Source organism: Bradyrhizobium sp. USDA 3256, from assembly GCF_054058275.1.
On record NZ_JBSSAE010000002.1, the window covers coordinates 2,385,472 to 2,402,381 of the forward strand.

General features: G+C 63.1%; 15 protein-coding genes and 1 pseudogene. 14 read left to right on the forward strand and 2 right to left on the reverse strand.

Going from position 1 to position 16,910, the window contains the following annotated elements:
- Positions 1–86: 86 nt before the first annotated feature.
- The 8 genes and pseudogenes from ACVWY5_RS12690 (at position 87) to ACVWY5_RS12725 (ending at position 5,818) form a co-directional block, all read left to right on the forward strand.
- Positions 87–1,820 carry a DUF3300 domain-containing protein gene (locus tag ACVWY5_RS12690; RefSeq protein ID WP_038377486.1) on the forward strand — a complete coding sequence of 578 codons (1,734 nt, stop codon included), beginning with the start codon at positions 87–89 and terminating at the stop codon, positions 1,818–1,820.
- On the forward strand, positions 1,817–2,749 hold the full coding sequence (locus tag ACVWY5_RS12695; protein WP_028352129.1) for a DUF2950 domain-containing protein: 933 nt from the start codon (positions 1,817–1,819) through the stop codon (positions 2,747–2,749). The genes ACVWY5_RS12690 and ACVWY5_RS12695 overlap by 4 nt, the downstream gene beginning before the upstream one ends.
- Positions 2,750–2,778: 29 nt before the next feature.
- A complete protein-coding gene (locus ACVWY5_RS12700) occupies positions 2,779–3,201 on the forward strand; it encodes a hypothetical protein (RefSeq protein ID WP_028334154.1) in 423 nt (140 codons plus the stop codon).
- Positions 3,202–3,300: 99 nt separating this feature from the next.
- Positions 3,301–3,730, forward strand: a pseudogene (locus tag ACVWY5_RS12705) (universal stress protein).
- 54 nt (positions 3,731–3,784) lie between these two features.
- Entirely contained in the window at positions 3,785–4,081 is a 297-nt protein-coding gene (locus ACVWY5_RS12710; protein WP_028334156.1) for an HdeA/HdeB family chaperone, read from the forward strand.
- 23 nt (positions 4,082–4,104) lie between these two features.
- Positions 4,105–4,398, forward strand: a complete 294-nt coding sequence (locus tag ACVWY5_RS12715; RefSeq protein ID WP_028334157.1) for an HdeA/HdeB family chaperone — start codon at positions 4,105–4,107, stop codon at positions 4,396–4,398.
- Positions 4,399–4,630: 232 nt separating this feature from the next.
- Positions 4,631–4,876: a hypothetical protein gene (locus tag ACVWY5_RS12720; RefSeq protein WP_157343962.1), complete on the forward strand. Its 246-nt coding sequence runs from the start codon at positions 4,631–4,633 to the stop codon at positions 4,874–4,876.
- Positions 4,877–5,080: 204 nt separating this feature from the next.
- Complete coding sequence (locus tag ACVWY5_RS12725; RefSeq protein ID WP_028334158.1) at positions 5,081–5,818, forward strand: outer membrane protein; 738 nt, start codon at positions 5,081–5,083, stop codon at positions 5,816–5,818.
- Between the two features lie 104 nt (positions 5,819–5,922).
- Here ACVWY5_RS12725 and aspD read toward each other — a convergent pair whose 3' ends face one another.
- Positions 5,923–7,548 (reverse strand): aspartate 4-decarboxylase, encoded by a 1,626-nt coding sequence (gene aspD / locus ACVWY5_RS12730; protein ID WP_028334159.1) that lies wholly within the window; start codon positions 7,546–7,548, stop codon positions 5,923–5,925.
- A gap of 364 nt (positions 7,549–7,912) precedes the next feature.
- Here aspD and aspT (ACVWY5_RS12735) point away from each other — a divergent pair, with 364 nt between their 5' ends.
- A complete protein-coding gene (gene aspT, locus ACVWY5_RS12735) occupies positions 7,913–9,604 on the forward strand; it encodes an aspartate-alanine antiporter (RefSeq protein WP_028334160.1) in 1,692 nt (563 codons plus the stop codon).
- 26 nt (positions 9,605–9,630) lie between these two features.
- Positions 9,631–11,325: an aspartate-alanine antiporter gene (gene aspT / locus ACVWY5_RS12740; protein ID WP_028334161.1), complete on the forward strand. Its 1,695-nt coding sequence runs from the start codon at positions 9,631–9,633 to the stop codon at positions 11,323–11,325.
- A 133-nt stretch (positions 11,326–11,458) separates the two neighbouring features.
- On the opposite strand, the gene ACVWY5_RS12745 is transcribed toward aspT (ACVWY5_RS12740), so the two are convergent.
- Positions 11,459–12,328, reverse strand: coding sequence for an AraC family transcriptional regulator (locus ACVWY5_RS12745; protein WP_051376139.1), 870 nt, complete (start codon positions 12,326–12,328; stop codon positions 11,459–11,461).
- 143 nt (positions 12,329–12,471) lie between these two features.
- On the opposite strand from ACVWY5_RS12745, the gene ACVWY5_RS12750 reads away from it, so the two are divergent.
- The 4 genes from ACVWY5_RS12750 (at position 12,472) to ACVWY5_RS12765 (ending at position 16,666) form a co-directional block, all read left to right on the forward strand.
- A complete protein-coding gene (locus tag ACVWY5_RS12750; protein ID WP_051376140.1) occupies positions 12,472–13,716 on the forward strand; it encodes an MFS transporter in 1,245 nt (414 codons plus the stop codon).
- Positions 13,713–14,588: a hypothetical protein gene (locus tag ACVWY5_RS12755; protein ID WP_038377460.1), complete on the forward strand. Its 876-nt coding sequence runs from the start codon at positions 13,713–13,715 to the stop codon at positions 14,586–14,588. The genes ACVWY5_RS12750 and ACVWY5_RS12755 overlap by 4 nt, the downstream gene beginning before the upstream one ends.
- Positions 14,585–15,895: a tetratricopeptide repeat protein gene (locus ACVWY5_RS12760; RefSeq protein WP_028334163.1), complete on the forward strand. Its 1,311-nt coding sequence runs from the start codon at positions 14,585–14,587 to the stop codon at positions 15,893–15,895. The genes ACVWY5_RS12755 and ACVWY5_RS12760 overlap by 4 nt, the downstream gene beginning before the upstream one ends.
- A gap of 90 nt (positions 15,896–15,985) precedes the next feature.
- A complete protein-coding gene (locus tag ACVWY5_RS12765) occupies positions 15,986–16,666 on the forward strand; it encodes a cupin domain-containing protein (RefSeq protein ID WP_028334164.1) in 681 nt (226 codons plus the stop codon).
- Positions 16,667–16,910: the final 244 nt, after the last annotated feature.

Here is a 16,910-nt window from a genome sequence, read left to right on the forward strand (position 1 = left end):
CCGAAGGACAGTTTCCTTGATCTCGATCAAGGAGGCGAGGAGATCGTGGCCGATGCTGTCGACCGTTGGTGTCGATGGAGGTCGCGATGGTCCGTTGGGGCAAGACTCTGCTCGCGGTTGTGCTGGTGTCGGTGACGTCCGTTGCCGCATTCGCGCAAACGGCTGACAAGCCGCCCGCCCAGACCAGCCCGCCCGCCCAGGCTAGCCAGCCGGCTGCGGCAACCCAGCCTGCCGATCAGCTCCTGAAGCCGGAACAGCTGGAAGCCCTGGTGGCGCCGATCGCGCTCTACCCGGACTCGCTGCTCGCCAATGTGCTGGCGGCGTCGACCTATCCGCTCGAGGTCGTGCAGGCCGATCGGTGGGTCAAGGAGCGCAAGAGTCTGAAAGGGGATGCGCTGAAGACCGAGGTCGACAAGCAGGCCTGGGATGACAGCGTGAAGGCGCTCACGAGCACCGCCGACGTGCTCGCAATGATGAGCGACAAGATCGATTGGACGAAGAACCTGGGCGATGCCGTGCTGGCCCAGCAGCCCGACGTCATGGACGCGATCCAGCGGCTGCGCAGCAAGGCGCAGGCCAACAACAAGCTGGTGACAACCAAGCAGCAGAAGGTCAGCGTCCAGACCCAGGAGAACAAGCAGGTCATCGTCATCGAGCAGACCGATCCGAACACCGTCTACGTGCCTTATTACGATCCCGCGACGGTCTATGGCGCGTGGCCCTATGCGGAGTATCCGCCGTATTATTTCGGCTATCCGTCCTATATCGGCGCCGGTGTGATCGCGGCAGGCCTTGCCTTCGGTGCTGGCTGGGCGATCGGACGCTGGGGCAATTATTGGGGCGGCGGCTTCAACTGGGGCAATCGCAACGTCTATGTCAATCACCGGACCACCAACATCGCAAATGGCTGGCAGCACAATCCGGCGCATCGCCAGGGCGTTCGCTACAACAATAGCAACATCCAGCAGCGCTTCGGCGGCAACGCCAATCGGGCCGGTGCCAGCGATCGGATGAACTTTCGCGGCCGCGACGGTCAGCAGGTTCTCAATCCCGGTGATCGCCCGGGTGCAGATCGCGCAGGTGACCGGGCAGGAGACCGCGGCGGCGACCGTGCGGGTGATCGCGCCGGAGATCGTGCGGGCGATCGCGCTGGAGACCGTGGAGGCGACCGCGGCGGAGATCGTGCGAAGGGTGGTGACCGTGCAGGTGCAGGCGATCGCGCCAAGGGCGGCGACCGCGCGAGTGCCGGCAACAAGGCCAAGGGCGGTGGCGATCGCGCAAAGGCCGCCAACCGCGGCAATGCCGGTAACCGCGCGGCTGCGGCGAATCGCGGCGGTGGCGGTCGCGGCGGCGCCATGAACGTGTCGTCCGGACGGGCGGCTGCGGCGGCATCGGCGCGCGGGCGATCGAGTATGGCCAGCATGCCGCGCGGCGGCGGCGGCGCAAGTTTTGCCGGCCGTGGTGGCGGTGGCTTCAGCGGCGGCGGAGGCGGCTTCCGCGGTGGTGGCGGAGGTGGCGGCTTCCGCGGCGGCGGTGGCGGTGGACGACGCTCCGACATCGCGCTCAAGCACGATATCGAACTGCTGGGACATCTCGCCAACGGCCTCGGCTACTACCGCTTCTCCTATCTCGGCAGCAGCAAGGCCTATGTCGGCGTGATGGCGCAGGAGGTCGAGCAGGTCATGCCGGCGGCGGTGACGCGCGGCGCCGATGGCTATCTCAGGGCCTATTACGACAAGCTTGGGCTCAAGTTCCGCAGCTACCACGACTGGCTTGCCGCCGGCGCGAAGATTCCATCCTCGTCGGAGGCATCACGATGACTGGCCCCTCATGCTCGCGACTGGATCGTATTGCCTCCATCGGCGTGGCCGCGGCAACAGCACTCGCCTTGCTGCTGTCTCCTGCGCGCGCGCAGCAAGGCTTCCCCAATCCGGAAGACGCGGCGTCCGCCTTGGCAACCGCGGTCAAGACCGGCACCAGTCGGGCGATGCTGAAGGTGCTGGGCCGCGATGCCGCCGATATCATCGAGTCGGGCGACGATGTCGCCGACGCCAATGCGCGAGAGAGCTTTCTTTCTGCCTACGACGCCAAGCATTCGATCAAGGCTGACGGCAACAAGAAAGCCATCTTGATTCTGGGGAGGGACGATTTCCCGTTCCCGATCCCGCTCGTCAACAACAATGACGGCTGGAGTTTCGACGCCGCCGCGGGACGTCGCGAAATCCTCTACCGCAGGATCGGCCGCAACGAGCTGGCCGCGATCCAGACCTGTCTTGCCTATGTCGACGCACAGAACGAATACGCAGAGAAGGATCGCGGCGAGGGTGTGGGCGCCTATGCCCAGCGCATCGTCAGCAGGCCGGGCAAGACGGACGGGTTGTTCTGGCGCGACGACAAGGATCCAAGCCCGCTCGGCGAGCTGGCCGCCCAGGCCGCCGCGGAAGGCTACAAGGTCGGCGAGCAGAGCATGCCGTACCACGGCTACTACTATCGGATCCTGAAGGCACAGGGCTCCGACGCTCCGGGCGGCGCGCTGAACTATGTCGTGAAGGGCAAGATGATCGGTGGATTCGCACTGGTCGCCTATCCCGCCGAATACGGCAATTCCGGCGTCATGACCTTCCTGGTCAACCACGCAGGCACGGTCTATCAGAAGGATCTCGGCTCACGCACCGATTTCCTCGCCAAGCGCATGATCGTCTTCGATCCGGATCAGACCTGGAAGAAAGCGGATCCGACAAATCCCTGAGCGAGGAGGGGACTGCAGTGACGCGATCCATGATCCGTTCCGTCATACTGGCGCTCGCGGCGATGGTCCTGGCGGTCGCGCCATGCTTCGCCCAGGCCGTCGGCCACGTTCAGGTCAAGTTCGTGAAAGCCGCGCTCGTCGTGGGCGGCGGCGGCGGCAGCGGCACGTTGACCTACCGCGGGCGGCACTATCGGTTCATCGCGTCCGGCTTCAGCCTCGGCGTGACTGCCGGTGCGTCGGTGACCTGGCTGGAGGGCACCGCCTCAGGCATCAGGGACGTCAACGATTTCGCCGGCAGCTACGCGCTGGTCGGAGCCGGTGGCGCATGGGCTGGGGGCGTCGGCGGGGTGAGCCTGCGAAATGAACACGGGGTGGTGCTGGCGCTCAAGGGACCGAAGGCAGGGCTGGAATTTGCTGCCAATCTGGGCGGGCTTACGATCTCGCTGCGCTGAGCGATGGATTGATCTATCTCAAGGCCAGGTCCGAGGCTCAGGTTCAGCTTGCATTTGGCGGGCGGCGATACGTCATCCAGATAACCGGGAGGTGAAGGCATGTACCGGCACATTCTCATTCCGACAGATGGGTCGGACCTGGCGGAGCAAGGGGTGAAGCAGGGGTTGGCGCTGGCGAAATCTCTCGGAGCCAAAGTATCGGTCGTCTTCGTTGTTGAGCCGCTCTCGGAAATAGGAGGGCGGTACCGTGATCTGCTCGCGAGATTTGCCGAGATACGCAAGGAAGAGGCCACGAGCGCGCTGGATCGCGCCGCACACGCGGCCAGGGGAGGCCGGCGTTCCCTGCGAGACAAGCCAGGTCGAGAGCGGGCAACCCCATCAAGCCATCATCGCAGCAGCCGAGGATAAGGGCTGCGATCTCATCGTTATGTCATCGCACGGGCGCAGCGGGCTCTCCAAGCTCCTCATCGGCAGTGTGACAAACAAGGTGCTGACGCAAGCGAAGACTCCGGTCCTTGTCTGTCAGTGAGGGCGCAGATCGCTGGATAGAAATCACTGTGCACGGAGCTTGGGAGAAATCGAAATGAACAAAATCACTGTGTGCCTGGCTCTTGCCGGTGCGGCGTTGTCGGGTCCGCTGCAAGCGCAGACGAGCATCGATATGGCGCGGATAACTTGCTCGCAGTACCTCGCCATGTCCCCGGGCGATTCGTCCGTGTTTTCTGCCTGGATGAGTGGCTGGTTCAATCAGAAGAAGGGATACGTCTTCGTCGATCTCAACGCGTATGCACGGAATGTCGCAAGCGTGAAGGCGTGGTGCGCGACCAATCCCACTCAGACCGTGATGGCCGGTCTTGAGCGCTCTACGGCCGGCCAGTGATCAAACAGGGTTGGAAGATAACAATGAAACCATCAATCTTCGCAATTGCGACCGTTGCACTCCTCGCCACGAGCGTCGTGGCCAAAGCGCAAGTCGTCGTCGATCTGTCCCTCATTACCTGCAAGCAACTGCTGGAGTCGGATCAGGAACGACAAATGCTGATCAGCTCCTGGATGTCGGGCTATTTCAGCGCATCGAAGAACCTGACCGTTGTCGATTTTCGCTACGTCGAGCGAAACGGCAAGGTCATCGGCAAGTACTGCAAGTCGCACAAGACAGACACCGTAATGAATGCGATGCAAAAGAACTGGCGCTGACCATCGTTGTTGCGAACGCGCAGGCAGCGGACGGCATCCTCGTCCTTCTCGGGTCGGAGGTGAAGCCGGCGATGCCAACGGTCGGCAGGCTCGTCGCGGTTCACTCGCGCTTCTGATGAACCGCTTGTCCCTCAACTCGGGCCGCGGCGCCCGTATTTCTACGGTCCGAGCCCTTGACCAAGGTCAAGGCGCGGCCACTGGCTGGATGGTGTGTTGCTAGGGCTGTTTGCTCTTGCCCGGTGTCGCGGTGTCGGCCATCTGGTATGTCACTTATGAGATTCGCCGACGTGGTCTGCTGGCTCGAAGGGCGCGCAGTCCTCGCGAGACCAGGACATTTGCCAGCGAATCAGAAGCCAAGGCATTCGCACGGTCAAAACTGGACGAAGGGCTGGTCGTGTTTGCCGGCACCATCAATCCGCACCTCCCCAGGCAATTGATCCCCTCGCAGAACATTGCCGATTGGCTCGTCGAACAGTGAGCCGGCTCCTCTTCGGCAGAACGAGCTTCGTGCTGCGCCGAAGTTGAACGCGGAGCCCGAGCACGCTGTTCGTTTGCCCTTGAGTGTTGCCATTTTGGCACGTGGCTTTTCGTGACTCACATCTAGGCTTCGATCACTGCCCCGATTGGGCGAGCGCAAGGACTGCTTTTCTCGATTAACGCCAAGAGACCCGGAGATCATTCCATGAAGAGATTTTTGCTTTCTGTCGCCGCGATTGTCGGCATGGCTACGCCGGCGTTGTCGGCTGACATGGCCGTCAAGGCGGCGCCTGTGCCGGTCCCTCCGCCGGTCTACAACTGGACCGGCTTCTATATCGGTGCGAACGGCGGTTGGGGCGAGAGCCGCACCTGCTGGGACTTCATCCCTGCCGTCGGTGGTGTCGTGGCCGACGGATGCAGCTCACGCTCTGGTGGCGTTTTCGGCGGACAGCTCGGCTATCGCTGGCAGGCCGGCCAGTTCGTCTTCGGCCTGGAAGGACAGGGTGATTGGGCGGACCTGAAGAGCTCGCGCCTCAGCCTGATCGATCCGAGGTTCTCGACGACAACGAAGACCGACGGACTGGGCCTTTTCACCGGCCAACTCGGCTGGGCCTGGGATGCCGCGCTGTTCTACGTGAAGGGCGGTGCAGCGGTCACCAGCAATCGCTATGACATCTGGACCACGGTCGGCGGAATCGGGGTGGCGTCGGCGACATCGACCCGTTGGGGCGGCACGATCGGCGTGGGCTTCGAATACGGCTTCACTCCGAACTGGTCCGTCGGGCTCGAATATGACCGTCTCTTCATGGGCGATGCCAACAACACGTTCTCGGTGGTCAATCCCATCGTGGCCGGCGCCGCCAACCGGATCGGACAGGACGTGGATCTGCTGACGATACGCCTGAACTATCGGTTCGGCGGGCCGGTCGTCGCGAGATACTGATCGTCCTGGATGGATGTAAATTAGGCCCCGGCATTTCTGCCGGGGCCTTTCCCTTAGCTTTGGCACTACCGATCCAAACGCTCGATGCGCGGCAAGCGCCGCTGTCAGCGCTTCGCGGCGCCGCCCTTCGCTGCCTCGTAGGCGTCGCGATAGCCTCTGGCGATGGTCCGAACGCCGCGCCCGATATCGTCATAGACATCGTCAGGCAGGTTCGCGAGCGACACGCGAAGCGACCATTCGGGCGCATCGAATCCGCCGCCGTTCAACAGCACGATCCCGTGGGCTTCGGCCAGCCTGAACGCCAGGTCGAGCGGATGGACGTTCTTCTTCAGGTATTCAACCGCAGCGTCGCCGATGTTCTTCCGGGCCCAGAACTCGAAATCGATCAGGGCGTAGTAGGCATCATAGTTCGGATTCGGGCTCAGCTTGTCGGCCAGCCCGAGGCCGTCGAGCATCGACCACAGGCGCTTGTTGACGATCTCCATGCAGGCAGCCTGATAGGCCTTGTTCACGTCCATCATCTCGGCGAGCGAGAACAGGCTCATCATCACCTGCTGCGGCAATGACAGGCCCGCCGTGTGATTGAGCGCCACGTCGCGGCTGTCGGCGACGATGCGGTCGATCAGCTTGAGCTTGCGTGGTTCGAGCGTGAGCGGTCCGTAGCGCTTGTCGAGTGCCTTCACGGCCTCGTCCGGGAGCTTGGCGATCATCTTGTCGAAGATGTTGTCCTCGTTGATGGCGATGGCCCCGAGCCGCCATCCCGTGCAACCGAAATACTTCGAATAGGAGTAGACGCCGATGGTGTTGTGCGGCAGTTCGCCGAGCAGCGAGCGGAACCCGTGCACGAAGGTGCCGTAGACGTCGTCGGTGAGGATCATCAGGTCGGGGCGCTTGGTCTTGACCAGATTGGCCAGCTTGGCAACCGTCTCCTTGCTCAGCGCCATCCCCGGAGGGTTGGACGGATTGACGACGAAGAAGGCCTTGATCTTCGGATCCTCCAGCTTCTTGATTTCCTCGTCGGTGAACTGGAACTTGTTTTCTTGCGGAGCCCTGATCTGAACGACCTTCAGGTCGTAGTCTTCCAGGTGCGTCATCTCGATGTAGGGCGTGAAAATCGGCGTCGCCAGCGCGATCGTATCGCCAGGCACCAGCAGGCGATTGGCTTTCAGCGACTTGAAGAGGTAGCACATCGCCGCCGTGCCGCCCTCGACCGCATAGATGTCGAATTTGCCGGCCGGCCGGGGCTCGCCGCAAACCGCCCACATCAGGTATTCGTGCACGATCTTTTCGTTGTGCACCAGCATGCGGTCCGGCACCGGGTAATTGTCGCCGATGATCGAATCGACCAGCTCGTGGACGAAGGCGTCGGGGTCGAAGCCGAACTTCTTGACCGCAAAGGGCAGCATCTCGGTCAGGAAGCTCGCGCCCGGCATGTCCTTGTGCTGCTTGAGCCAGGCCTCGAACCGGCCGGCGATGCCGCTTGGCTGGGGCATGCCGCCGATGCCCGCCGGGTGCTCCATCACCCGCTTGCTCTCGGTGATGGCGAACTGTCCCAGCAGGAAGAAGCCTTCGCGCGGCGTCGTGGCCACCCAGTTCGGATTGCCCCGCCCGGCGTTCAGGAAAGGCATCTGGCTCCGCTTGGAATTGCTTTTGGCGAGGTTGATCAGCTCGTCCTTGATCTCGAAGGGGCTCAGCGCCTCGAATTTCTTCAGGGTCAGAAGATCGGCCATTTGACACTCCCGGGGCGATGCAAGCTGTTGGAATGGAGGCGACAGGCTCTGTTGCCTGCGCAATCGCGCGCAGCATGATCGGCGACCGGTTACGAGCCTTGATCTATGTCAACGGTCACGCGCAGCGCGATGCGATCGCTGCGACGGATCGCCGCTCACGATGCGAGTGCGCGGCACGTGCGTAGTGTCGGCAAGATCACGAAATCGCAAGGCTCCCGCAGCGGCGGTTGACATAGATCAACGTCCCGCTCGCCAACCGCCGTCTGATGTCGACCGATACGGTTGCTCGCCCTTTTCGGCACCCCTGCATGAGATCGAAGCGGGCGCACGCCGAAGCCCCGGGACAGCATGAACGGGTGACATCATGATCGATTGGCTCTTCCAGACGCTCCGCACCTATCCCGAAATTGCGATCTTCCTCTCGCTGGCCTTGGGCTACTATTTCGGTTCCTTCACCTATAAGGGGCTTGGACTGGGCGCGGTCACCGCGACACTGGTCGCCGCGGTCATCATCGGCCAGATCGGGATCACCATATCAGGGCCGCTGAAGCCGTTCTTCTTTCTGATGTTCCTGTTTGCAATCGGTTACGGTGTCGGACCGCAATTCGTGCGCGGCATCGCGCAGGACGGCGTCCCGCAGGCGGTTTTCGCGGCGGTGGTCTGTGTCTTCTGCCTGCTGTCTGCGTATCTCGGCGCCAAGCTCGCCGGTTACGACGTCGGATCGGCCATCGGGCTCTATGCCGGCTCGCAGACGATTTCCGCGTCGATGGGCCTCGCGACCGACGCCATCAATCGCCTTGGTCTGCCCGCCGACGAAGCCAAGAAGCTGCTCGATGCCATGCCGGTCGCTTATGCCGTGACCTATATTTTCGGCACGGTTGGGTCGGCGATCGTGCTGGCGCTGCTCGGGCCTGCGTTGCTCGGGATCGATCTCGAGACCGCATGCAAGAAATACGAGGAGGAGCACGGCGGCAAGAAGCAGCTGGGCGGCCCGGGGACGGCTTGGCACCAGTTCGATGTGCGCGCCTATCGCGTTCATGAGCGCGGACCCGTCGCCGGCAAGACGGTCGGGCAAGCCGAGGCGCTGCTTCCCGATCATCGCATCTTCGTCCTCCGGCTCCGGCAAGCCGGCAAGATCGAGGAGGCAACTTCGGACACCGTGATCCATGCCGGCGACATCGTCGCCGTTGCCGGCCGCCGGGATGTGCTCGTGCAGCTGATCGGCGAGCAGGCCGAGGAAATTGACGATCGCGAACTGCTGGCGGTGCCGATCGAGGGCGTCGACGTGTACGTGACCAGCAAGGACGTCGACGGCAAGACGCTGGAGCAACTGGCGAAGGAACCGGGCGCTCGCGGCGTGTTCCTGCGCAGGATCGTCCGGGGCGCGATCGCGACCGAGATTCCGATCCTGCCGTACACCAAGATCAATCGGGGCGACATCCTCACCTTGGTCGGCCGCACGTCCGATGTCGCCGCCACCACAAAGCTGCTGGGCCGGCCCGACCGTGCAACCGACGTTGCCGACGTCGCCTTCATCGGGGCGGCCATTGCGATCGGCGCTCTGGTCGGCGCTTTCGTCTACAAGATCGGAAGCGTGCCGCTCACGCTGTCCACCTCGGGCGGTGCGCTAATCTCCGGCCTGTTCTTCGGCTGGCTCCGGTCCGTGCATCCGACCTTCGGCCGCATCCCGTCACCCACGGTGTGGTTCATGAACTCGGTCGGCCTGAACGTCTTCATTGCTGTGGTCGGAATCTCCTCGGGCCCGGGATTTGTCGCCGGCCTGCAGAAGCTCGGCTTCAGCCTGTTCCTCTGGGGCGTCGTCGTGACCACCGTGCCGCTGATCCTGGCGATGTTTGTCGGCAAATACGTGTTCCGCTTCCACGACGCGATCCTGCTCGGATGCTGCTCCGGCGCGCGCACCACGACCGCCTCGCTGGGCATGATCAACGACCGCGCCAAAAGCCAGATTCCCGGCCTTGGCTACACCGTCACCTACGCGGTCGGAAACACGCTGCTGACGATCTGGGGCATGGTGCTGGTGATGATGATGACGTAGCCGCGGCGCGGGACCGTGTTGAGACGATGTTGACCTGGCTGGCGCAATTTCTCGTTCGGTATCCGGAGCTCGCGCTGTTCCTGGTGATCGCCGCGGGCTACTGGATCGGAAGCTTCAGGATCGGCGCCTTCAGCCTCGGCCCGGTGACGGGCGCGCTGTTCGCAGGACTCGCGGTCGGCGATTTCGCGCATGTACCCGTCTCCAGCATGACCAAATCGTTCCTGTTCCTGCTGTTCCTGTTCGGGGTGGGCTATTCGGTCGGCCCGCAATTCATGTTGGCTATGAAGCGCGATGGGCTGAAGCCGATGTTGATGGCCGTTGTCGTGAGCCTCACCGGCCTTGCGGCGGCGATCGTCGCGGCACGCGTGCTGCGACTCGACGCCGGCTTTGCAGCCGGGCTCATGTCGGGTGCGCTGAGCCAGAGCGCCGCGATGGGTACCGCGACCGACGCGGTCAATTCCCTGCCTGTGTCCGAAGCACAGCGCGCGTTGTTGGTCTCGCACATCGCGGTGGCCGACGCGGTCTGCTACATCTTCGGCTATGCCGGCGTGATTACATTCTGCACGATTGTCGTTCCGGCGCTGTTGAAGATCGATCTGAAGGCGGAAGCGCTCAAGCTGGAGCAGACCCTGGGCATCACGCGCGCCAAGCCCGGCCTGGCGTCGGCATGGCGCAAGTTCGAAATGCGCGCCTATCGGCTGGATGATCATGCCGCGATCGTCGGGCTGACAGTTGCTGCCGCCGAAGCCCGCGTGCCCGGGCAACGCGTCTTCATCCACCGCTTTCGTCGCGGCGAGCGCATCCTGGAGGCGGAGCCTGCCACTGTGCTCGCGGCCGGCGATATCATCGCGCTGTCGGCGCCGCGCCAGACCATCGTCGAACTGATCGGACCGCGCGGTGAGGAGGTGGAGGACCGCGAGCTGCTCGACATCCCCGTGATCTCGGCGGACGTGTTCCTGATCAACCGGGAACTCGCGGGCAGCAGTCTGCAGCAGGCGTCGGAACAGAGCTGGGCACGCGGCCTCTACTTGCGTTCGTTGAGCCGCGGCGATGAAGCTCTCCCCATCGCGGCCGGCGTTGTCCTGCAGCGCGGCGATATGCTTCGCATCGTCGGTCCTGAATCGGTGGTCCAGAATGCAGCCAAGAGCATCGGCGTCATCGTTGCGCCGAGCACCAGCATCGATTTCGTGGTGCTGGGGCTCGCGATCTTCTTCGGCGGCCTCGTTGGCGTGCTCCTGAGCTTTTCGATTGGTGGCGTCACGATCTCGCTGAGCACCAGCGTCGGTACGCTGCTCGCTGGACTTCTTGTCGGCTATCTCCGCACACGTCTGCCGTATTTCGGCCGGATCCCCGATGGCGCCATCAGCCTGATGACGTCGCTCGGACTGGCTGCCTTCGTCGGCCTGACCGGGATCCATGCCGGTCCGGTCTTCCTCTCCGCCATACGGGAGTCGGGCGTCGGCCTGCTGCTGGGTGGCATGTTTGTAACCCTGTTGCCGCAGATCGTCGGCTTCTGCTTCGGCCATTTCGTGTTGCGCATGAACCCCATCCTCATGCTCGGCGCATTGACCGGCGCACAGACGGTGACGGCCGCGATGGCGGCCATTCAGGAGCGCTCGGGCAGCTCCGTGGTGGTGCTTGGCTACACGCCCGCCTATCCGATCTCCAATATTCTGCTGACGACCTGGGGATCGATCATGGTCGTCGTTTTCGCTGGATGACGGGGCGGGGACGGCTCGCGCCTACCTCGCCATTGAGAGTCGCGCACAAGCGAGCCTCCCCGGGGCCGGACGACCGTATTCCGCCTGTTCCGAACTGAACTGCGGTTTCCAACGAGTCCCTACGGCTGAAGGGTCAGCGCGCTCGGCGGGTCGGATATTGAGGTCCGGATCGACGCCTTGATGGTGCCCCTCTGCTGGCAGCATGGCCCAGACTGCGTCGATGTTGCAGGGGGCTAACGCGCATTTCAGAGCGAAACATGAATATGAATGCGGAGGCCGATGAGTAACCCAGCCGCAACGCGATCTCTGTGATCGGCAGGTCGCTGCCCAACAATTCGATAGCCTTGAGCAGGCGGAGACGCTGACGCCATGCGCGCAAGCTCATGCCGACTTCGCGCTCGAAGTGCCGCGTCAAGGTTCGCGGCGACATGCCGATCTCACGCCCCCATCTCTCGGCGTGGCGCGTATCCGCTGGATCGGCGTAGAGGGTTTCACAGAGCGCCAGCAGGCCTGGGTGGGTCGGCCAAGGTAACGCTGCCGAGATCGGCGTCGCCCGCCGCAACTGATCGAGGATGAGCGCGATAACGCGAGCGGCGTAGCGACGATCCTCGCTTTTCAGCGACGCGGCTTCCACGATGAGCGTCCGCAGGAGCGGGGACACATGGATGACGGTCGTGCCCGAAGTCATGCCTTGGCTGGCAGCATTGGCGACCCAGAGGCTCCGGAATTCCGCTCCCATCAGCGAGCCGACCGAATGCTTCGTACCGGCCGGCAGCCAGACGGCCTGTTCCGGAGAAATGACGACGCGCCGTCCATCCGCCTTCACGGTGAGCGCGCCTGAGATCGCGTAGACCAGCTGATTCCAGCTGTGACTGTGTTCGGCGAAGTAGCTCCTCGCGGGAAGAGACTGCACCCGAACGATCAAAGGCTTCGGTGATCCGAGGCCCTGCGGGGCATCGACCGTCTTCCAGCCGGCGTTCCCTGGCGAAATGTGACGTTTCATCTACATAAATTGGCAATCTGTAGAAGGAAAAGTCCAGCGATTTCTCCTTAACTCCGACGCGGTGATCCACGGCCCTGGACCGGCCACCGGTCCGATCGGCGACGTCCCGTCGACGGACATCTAACGGCGGAGCAAGCCGCAGCGTGAACTTCAATTTTCCCGTTGCCAGCCATGAGGCGCCGACCGCCATTCGCCGAGAGCGCAGCAATGTCGCAAGGCTGGCTGTCGCCCAGGCCCTCGCAGGCGCCAATTCCACGGTCGTCTACGCAACCGGGGCCGTGGTCGGCGACATGCTGGCGCCTACCAAGGCACTTGCGACGCTGCCGGTCTCGGTTTTTGTCGTCGGCATGGCCATGTGCACGCTGCCGGCGGGCGCTGTCGCGCAGCGCTATGGCCGGCGCGCGACATTCCTGCTCGGTGCAGGCAGCGGCGTCCTCGCGGGCTTGATTGCGCTCCTTGCCGTACTCAACGCGTCATTCCCGCTATTCTGCGCAGGGACCTTCTTTGGCGGCGTCTATGCGGCCGTGGTGCTCTCGTTCCGCTTTGCGGCGGCCGATTGCGCAGCGCCTGAACGGCGTCCGCGCGCGCTCTCGGCCGTGATGGCTGGCGGTGTGTTCGCCGGTGTGATCGGTCCACAGCTTGTGACGCACACCATGAATCTGTGGGCGCCGTACCTCTTTGCTGCGACGTTTGTCGGCCAGGCGGTCGTTGCCGCGCTCTCCGCGGTCATTCTGGCGGGCGTTGAGCTTCCTCCGCGGACTGCAACGCATCTCAACGCCGGAAGGCCGCTCGCTGTCATTGCCCGGCAGCCGCGCTTTATCCTGGCCGTGATCTGCGGGGTCGTCTCCTACCTGCTCATGAATTTCCTCATGACCGCAGCCCCGCTGGCGATGAAGCTCTGCGGGCTGCCTCAGGAATCGGCCAATCTCGGTCTGCAGTGGCACGTCATCGCGATGTACGCCCCGAGTTTCTGGACCGGCCGCCTGATCACGCGCTTCGGCGCATCCGCGATCGTCGCGGTCGGGCTGGTATTGATTGCGGCCTCTTCGTCGGTGGGCCTGCTCGGGATCGATGTCGTGCATTTCTGGGCGACGCTGAGCCTGCTCGGGATCGGCTGGAACTTCAGCTTCATCGGCGCCTCCGCGATGATCCTGGAGTGCCATCGTCCCGAGGAAAAGGCGCGCGTTCAGTCGCTCAATGATTTCGTGGTCTTCGGCACGATGACCGTCGGCTCCTTCCTTTCGGGCGGGCTGCTGTCGTCCTTCGGCTGGTCGACCGTCCTGATGCTGTCGTGCGGACCACTGCTCGGCGCGTTGCTGGCACTCATCGGCTTTTCATACCGGCCCGGCCGCACGACCAAGCTAGCGTCTCGAGGAGAATCCACATGAGCGTAGCGGAAACCCCAGTTCAATATATGGAGCGAACGCGCCAATATTACCGTGCCCTTGGTTACGACAACGACTATGTCTGGGCGACCTTTGATGATGTCCCTTTCACCAAACCTGCCAAACCATCATCGGACCTGCGTATCGCACTGATTACCACGGCCAGTCCGCCGGATTTTGACGGCGTCAAACGGGTATGGTCGGGTGTGGTTTCGCCGCCGCCCGGGAAGCTGTTTACCGACAATGTTGCGTGGGACAAGGAGTCGACCCACACCAATGATCCGGGCAGCTTCTTGCCGGTAGAAGCCGCTTTCGGATTGGTCGGCGAAGGTGCCCTCGTCGGACTGACCCGGCACTTTCACGGCGTGCCGACAGAATACAGCCAACGGAAAACGAACGCGGAGGATGCACCTGAAATCCTGGCACGGGTTCGAAAAGACGGGGCTGATGCTGCGATCCTTTGCCCCCTTTGCCCCGTGTGTCATCAGACCGTAAGCTTGGTCGCCCGGCATCTGGAAGCGAACGGCATTCCGACGGTCATTGTCGGCTCGGCGCAGGATGTCGTGGAGCACTGCGGCGTGCCACGGTTCTATTTCACGGATTTCCCGCTGGGCAATCCTTGCGGGCATCCCTGGCGACCGGACATGCAGCGCGAAATCATGCGCCAGGCGCTCGCCCTTCTTGACACGGCGACGGCGCCGCGAACGACTGTGAAAGCGCCATTTGCGTGGAAGGAGGAGGGTTCCCTTTGGCGGCCCCGGTATGGAAGAGTAAATCCAGCGGATCGAGAGCGGCTGCTCAAGCTGGGTGATGAGCGCCGCCGGCGGCAAGCCAAGGCCAAGCAGGTTTCCATGGAGGGAGTGTCATCAAAATGACCGAGAGTTCGATGGGAAATCGGGTGCGCGTTCTTGAAGACCGGTACGGTAACCCCTTGAGCACAAGCTCTGCCGCCGCCCGCGACGCATATGTCGCCGGCGTCGACAAGCTGCTCGCGGCCGGATCGGGAATTGACCAGGCATTCCGCGACGCGATCGCCGCCGACGAAGGTTTCGCTCTGGCGCACATCGCGCTTGCGCGAACCCTGCAACTGCTCGGTCGCGGCAACGAAGTCAAAGCGCCGCTCGAACGCGCGATCGCGCTAGCGCCGGCTACGACTTCGCGTGAGCAAGGTCATATTGCGATCTTTGCCAAGATCCTGAGTGGTCAAGGCGCTGCGGCGGTTTCGGCGATCGCCGAACATATGAAGCACTGGCCGCGCGATGCCATGGTGCTGGCACCGGCCACCGGTGTCTTCGGCTTGATCGGCTTCTCGGGCAAGTCCGGCCGCGAGGTTGAGCAACTGGCGATGCTGGAGCCGCTTGCAACCCATTATGGCGATGACTGGTGGTTTCGAACCGTGCTCGCGTTTGCCGAAATCGAGCTGCACAGGCTCGACAGTGGTTTCAGGAATATCGAGACCGCACTTCGTGGTTGTCCCCGCAACGCTCACGCTGCGCATATCAAGGCCCATCTGTTCTATGAGCAGGGACAGCGCGAGGAGGGGCTGGTTTATCTCGAGCAATGGAACGCCGCCTACCCACGCGAGGGGCAACTGCATTGCCATATCAGTTGGCATCTTGCCCTGTGGTCGCTGGAGACCGGCAGGCGGGATCAAGCCTGGAAGATCTATCGTGAGGCGCTGCATCCGGGCGGCTCGTGGGGGCCGCAAATCAATGTCCTCACGGATTGCGCCTCGTTCCTTGCGCGCGCCGAGATGGCGGGCGAGCCGCGATATCCGGAACTCTGGAGCGAGATCAGCCAGTATGCGGCGAAGTGGTTTCCCAACTCGGGGATCATCTTTGCCGACATGCACAGCGCGCTTGCCTTTGCAATGGCTGGCGACGCGGAGGCCTTGGCGAGGATCATCGAGAACCCGAAGGGACCCGCCGCGGACATGGTGGTGCCCATCGCGCGCGGCTTCGATGGTTTGGCCAAGGGCGACTGGACACGGGTCGTCGATGAGCTAAGGCCCGTCCTGGCAACCCATGAAAGGGTTGGAGGCAGCCGCGCCCAGCGCGACCTGCTGGAATATTCCGTGACCTGCGCCTTGCTGCGCAGCGGTCGAGCCGACGAGGCGCGGCGGCTGATCGCGTCACGACGACCGCAGAATGTGGCGAGTGGCGTTCCGCTCGCGGGGATCTGAACGTGTCCTGGTTTGGGACCTGCACTGGTCAAGAGATCCGAAATGGCGAAGCGGTGGGTTTCGGATGGCGCCGCCTGAGGGAGAGTAACGATGCGCATCAACGATGATCTGTCGAAGCCCGTTATCGTTCACGCCTCGAAGCTGGACTGGGTGGCCAGTCCGTCGGCCGGCGTGGATCGGCGCATGCTGTTCCGCATTGGCGGCGAAGTCGCGCGCGCGACCTCGATCGTGCGTTATGCTCCCGGTAGCGCGTTCCCGCGTCATACGCATGGGGGTGGAGAAGAGATTGTCGTCCTTGAAGGTACCTTTCAGGATGAGCATGGCGACTACCCCGCGGGCAGCTACTTCCGCAACCCTCCAGGGACGTCACATGTTCCCGCCTCGAAGGACGGCTGCACCATCTTCGTGCGGCTCTGGCAGTTCCGGGACGAGGACCGGACCCAGGTCGTGCGTCAGCCAGGTGAGGGCCAACACGTTGCGCCGCGCCCCGGTGCAAGCAGCGTCAGTGTGCTGTTTGACGACGGCCACGAAGAGGTCCGCCTTGAAGACTGGCGGCCGGGTGAAGTCATCAGCCTTGCGAACGCGCGCGGGCTCGAGTTCTTTGTTCTATCGGGGGGACTAACGATCGGGGGCGAGACGCTGCAGCCGCAGGGCTGGGGTCGGCTACCCAGCGGCGTCGACCTGAAAGCGACCGTGGGCCCGCAGGGCGCGAAAATCTGGATCAAGGAGGCGCCGCTGCTGCATCCGGATATCTGTCGACTTCCCGGGTAGCCGATACAATCCTGACCGCCTCTGCGCTGGGCTCCTTGCAAGGGCGAAGCTGCTTTGCATGGGGTTGTTTTCGATATTTTGGTTGGGCCGGGCCTGTTTCCGCCGGGCAGCGCTCCGAAACATCATGTTGCATTGAACGGATGTTGCGGCTACGCAATTGAGATGACACGGAAATTTTCCGTTGCCCCAATGATGGACTGGAACGAAAGTTCAAGGTTTTCAGTTGGTTAGATGGCCACGTGTG

Excerpts from the sequence above, each read along its gene's own strand:
- ACVWY5_RS12755 (WP_038377460.1), top strand. The coding sequence starts at position 13,713 with ATGAGCGTAGCGGAAACCCCAGTTCAATATATGGAGCGAACGCGCCAA.
- ACVWY5_RS12695 (WP_028352129.1), top strand. The coding sequence starts at position 1,817 with ATGACTGGCCCCTCATGCTCGCGACTGGATCGTATTGCCTCCATCGGC.
- ACVWY5_RS12760 (WP_028334163.1), top strand. The coding sequence starts at position 14,585 with ATGACCGAGAGTTCGATGGGAAATCGGGTGCGCGTTCTTGAAGACCGG.
- ACVWY5_RS12765 (WP_028334164.1), top strand. The coding sequence starts at position 15,986 with ATGCGCATCAACGATGATCTGTCGAAGCCCGTTATCGTTCACGCCTCG.
- ACVWY5_RS12725 (WP_028334158.1), top strand. The coding sequence starts at position 5,081 with ATGAAGAGATTTTTGCTTTCTGTCGCCGCGATTGTCGGCATGGCTACG.
- aspT (WP_028334160.1), top strand. The coding sequence starts at position 7,913 with ATGATCGATTGGCTCTTCCAGACGCTCCGCACCTATCCCGAAATTGCG.
- aspT (WP_028334161.1), top strand. The coding sequence starts at position 9,631 with ATGTTGACCTGGCTGGCGCAATTTCTCGTTCGGTATCCGGAGCTCGCG.
- ACVWY5_RS12690 (WP_038377486.1), top strand. The coding sequence starts at position 87 with ATGGTCCGTTGGGGCAAGACTCTGCTCGCGGTTGTGCTGGTGTCGGTG.
- ACVWY5_RS12745 (WP_051376139.1), bottom strand. The coding sequence starts at position 12,328 with ATGAAACGTCACATTTCGCCAGGGAACGCCGGCTGGAAGACGGTCGAT.
- ACVWY5_RS12715 (WP_028334157.1), top strand. The coding sequence starts at position 4,105 with ATGAAACCATCAATCTTCGCAATTGCGACCGTTGCACTCCTCGCCACG.
- ACVWY5_RS12700 (WP_028334154.1), top strand. The coding sequence starts at position 2,779 with ATGATCCGTTCCGTCATACTGGCGCTCGCGGCGATGGTCCTGGCGGTC.
- ACVWY5_RS12710 (WP_028334156.1), top strand. The coding sequence starts at position 3,785 with ATGAACAAAATCACTGTGTGCCTGGCTCTTGCCGGTGCGGCGTTGTCG.
- aspD (WP_028334159.1), bottom strand. The coding sequence starts at position 7,548 with ATGGCCGATCTTCTGACCCTGAAGAAATTCGAGGCGCTGAGCCCCTTC.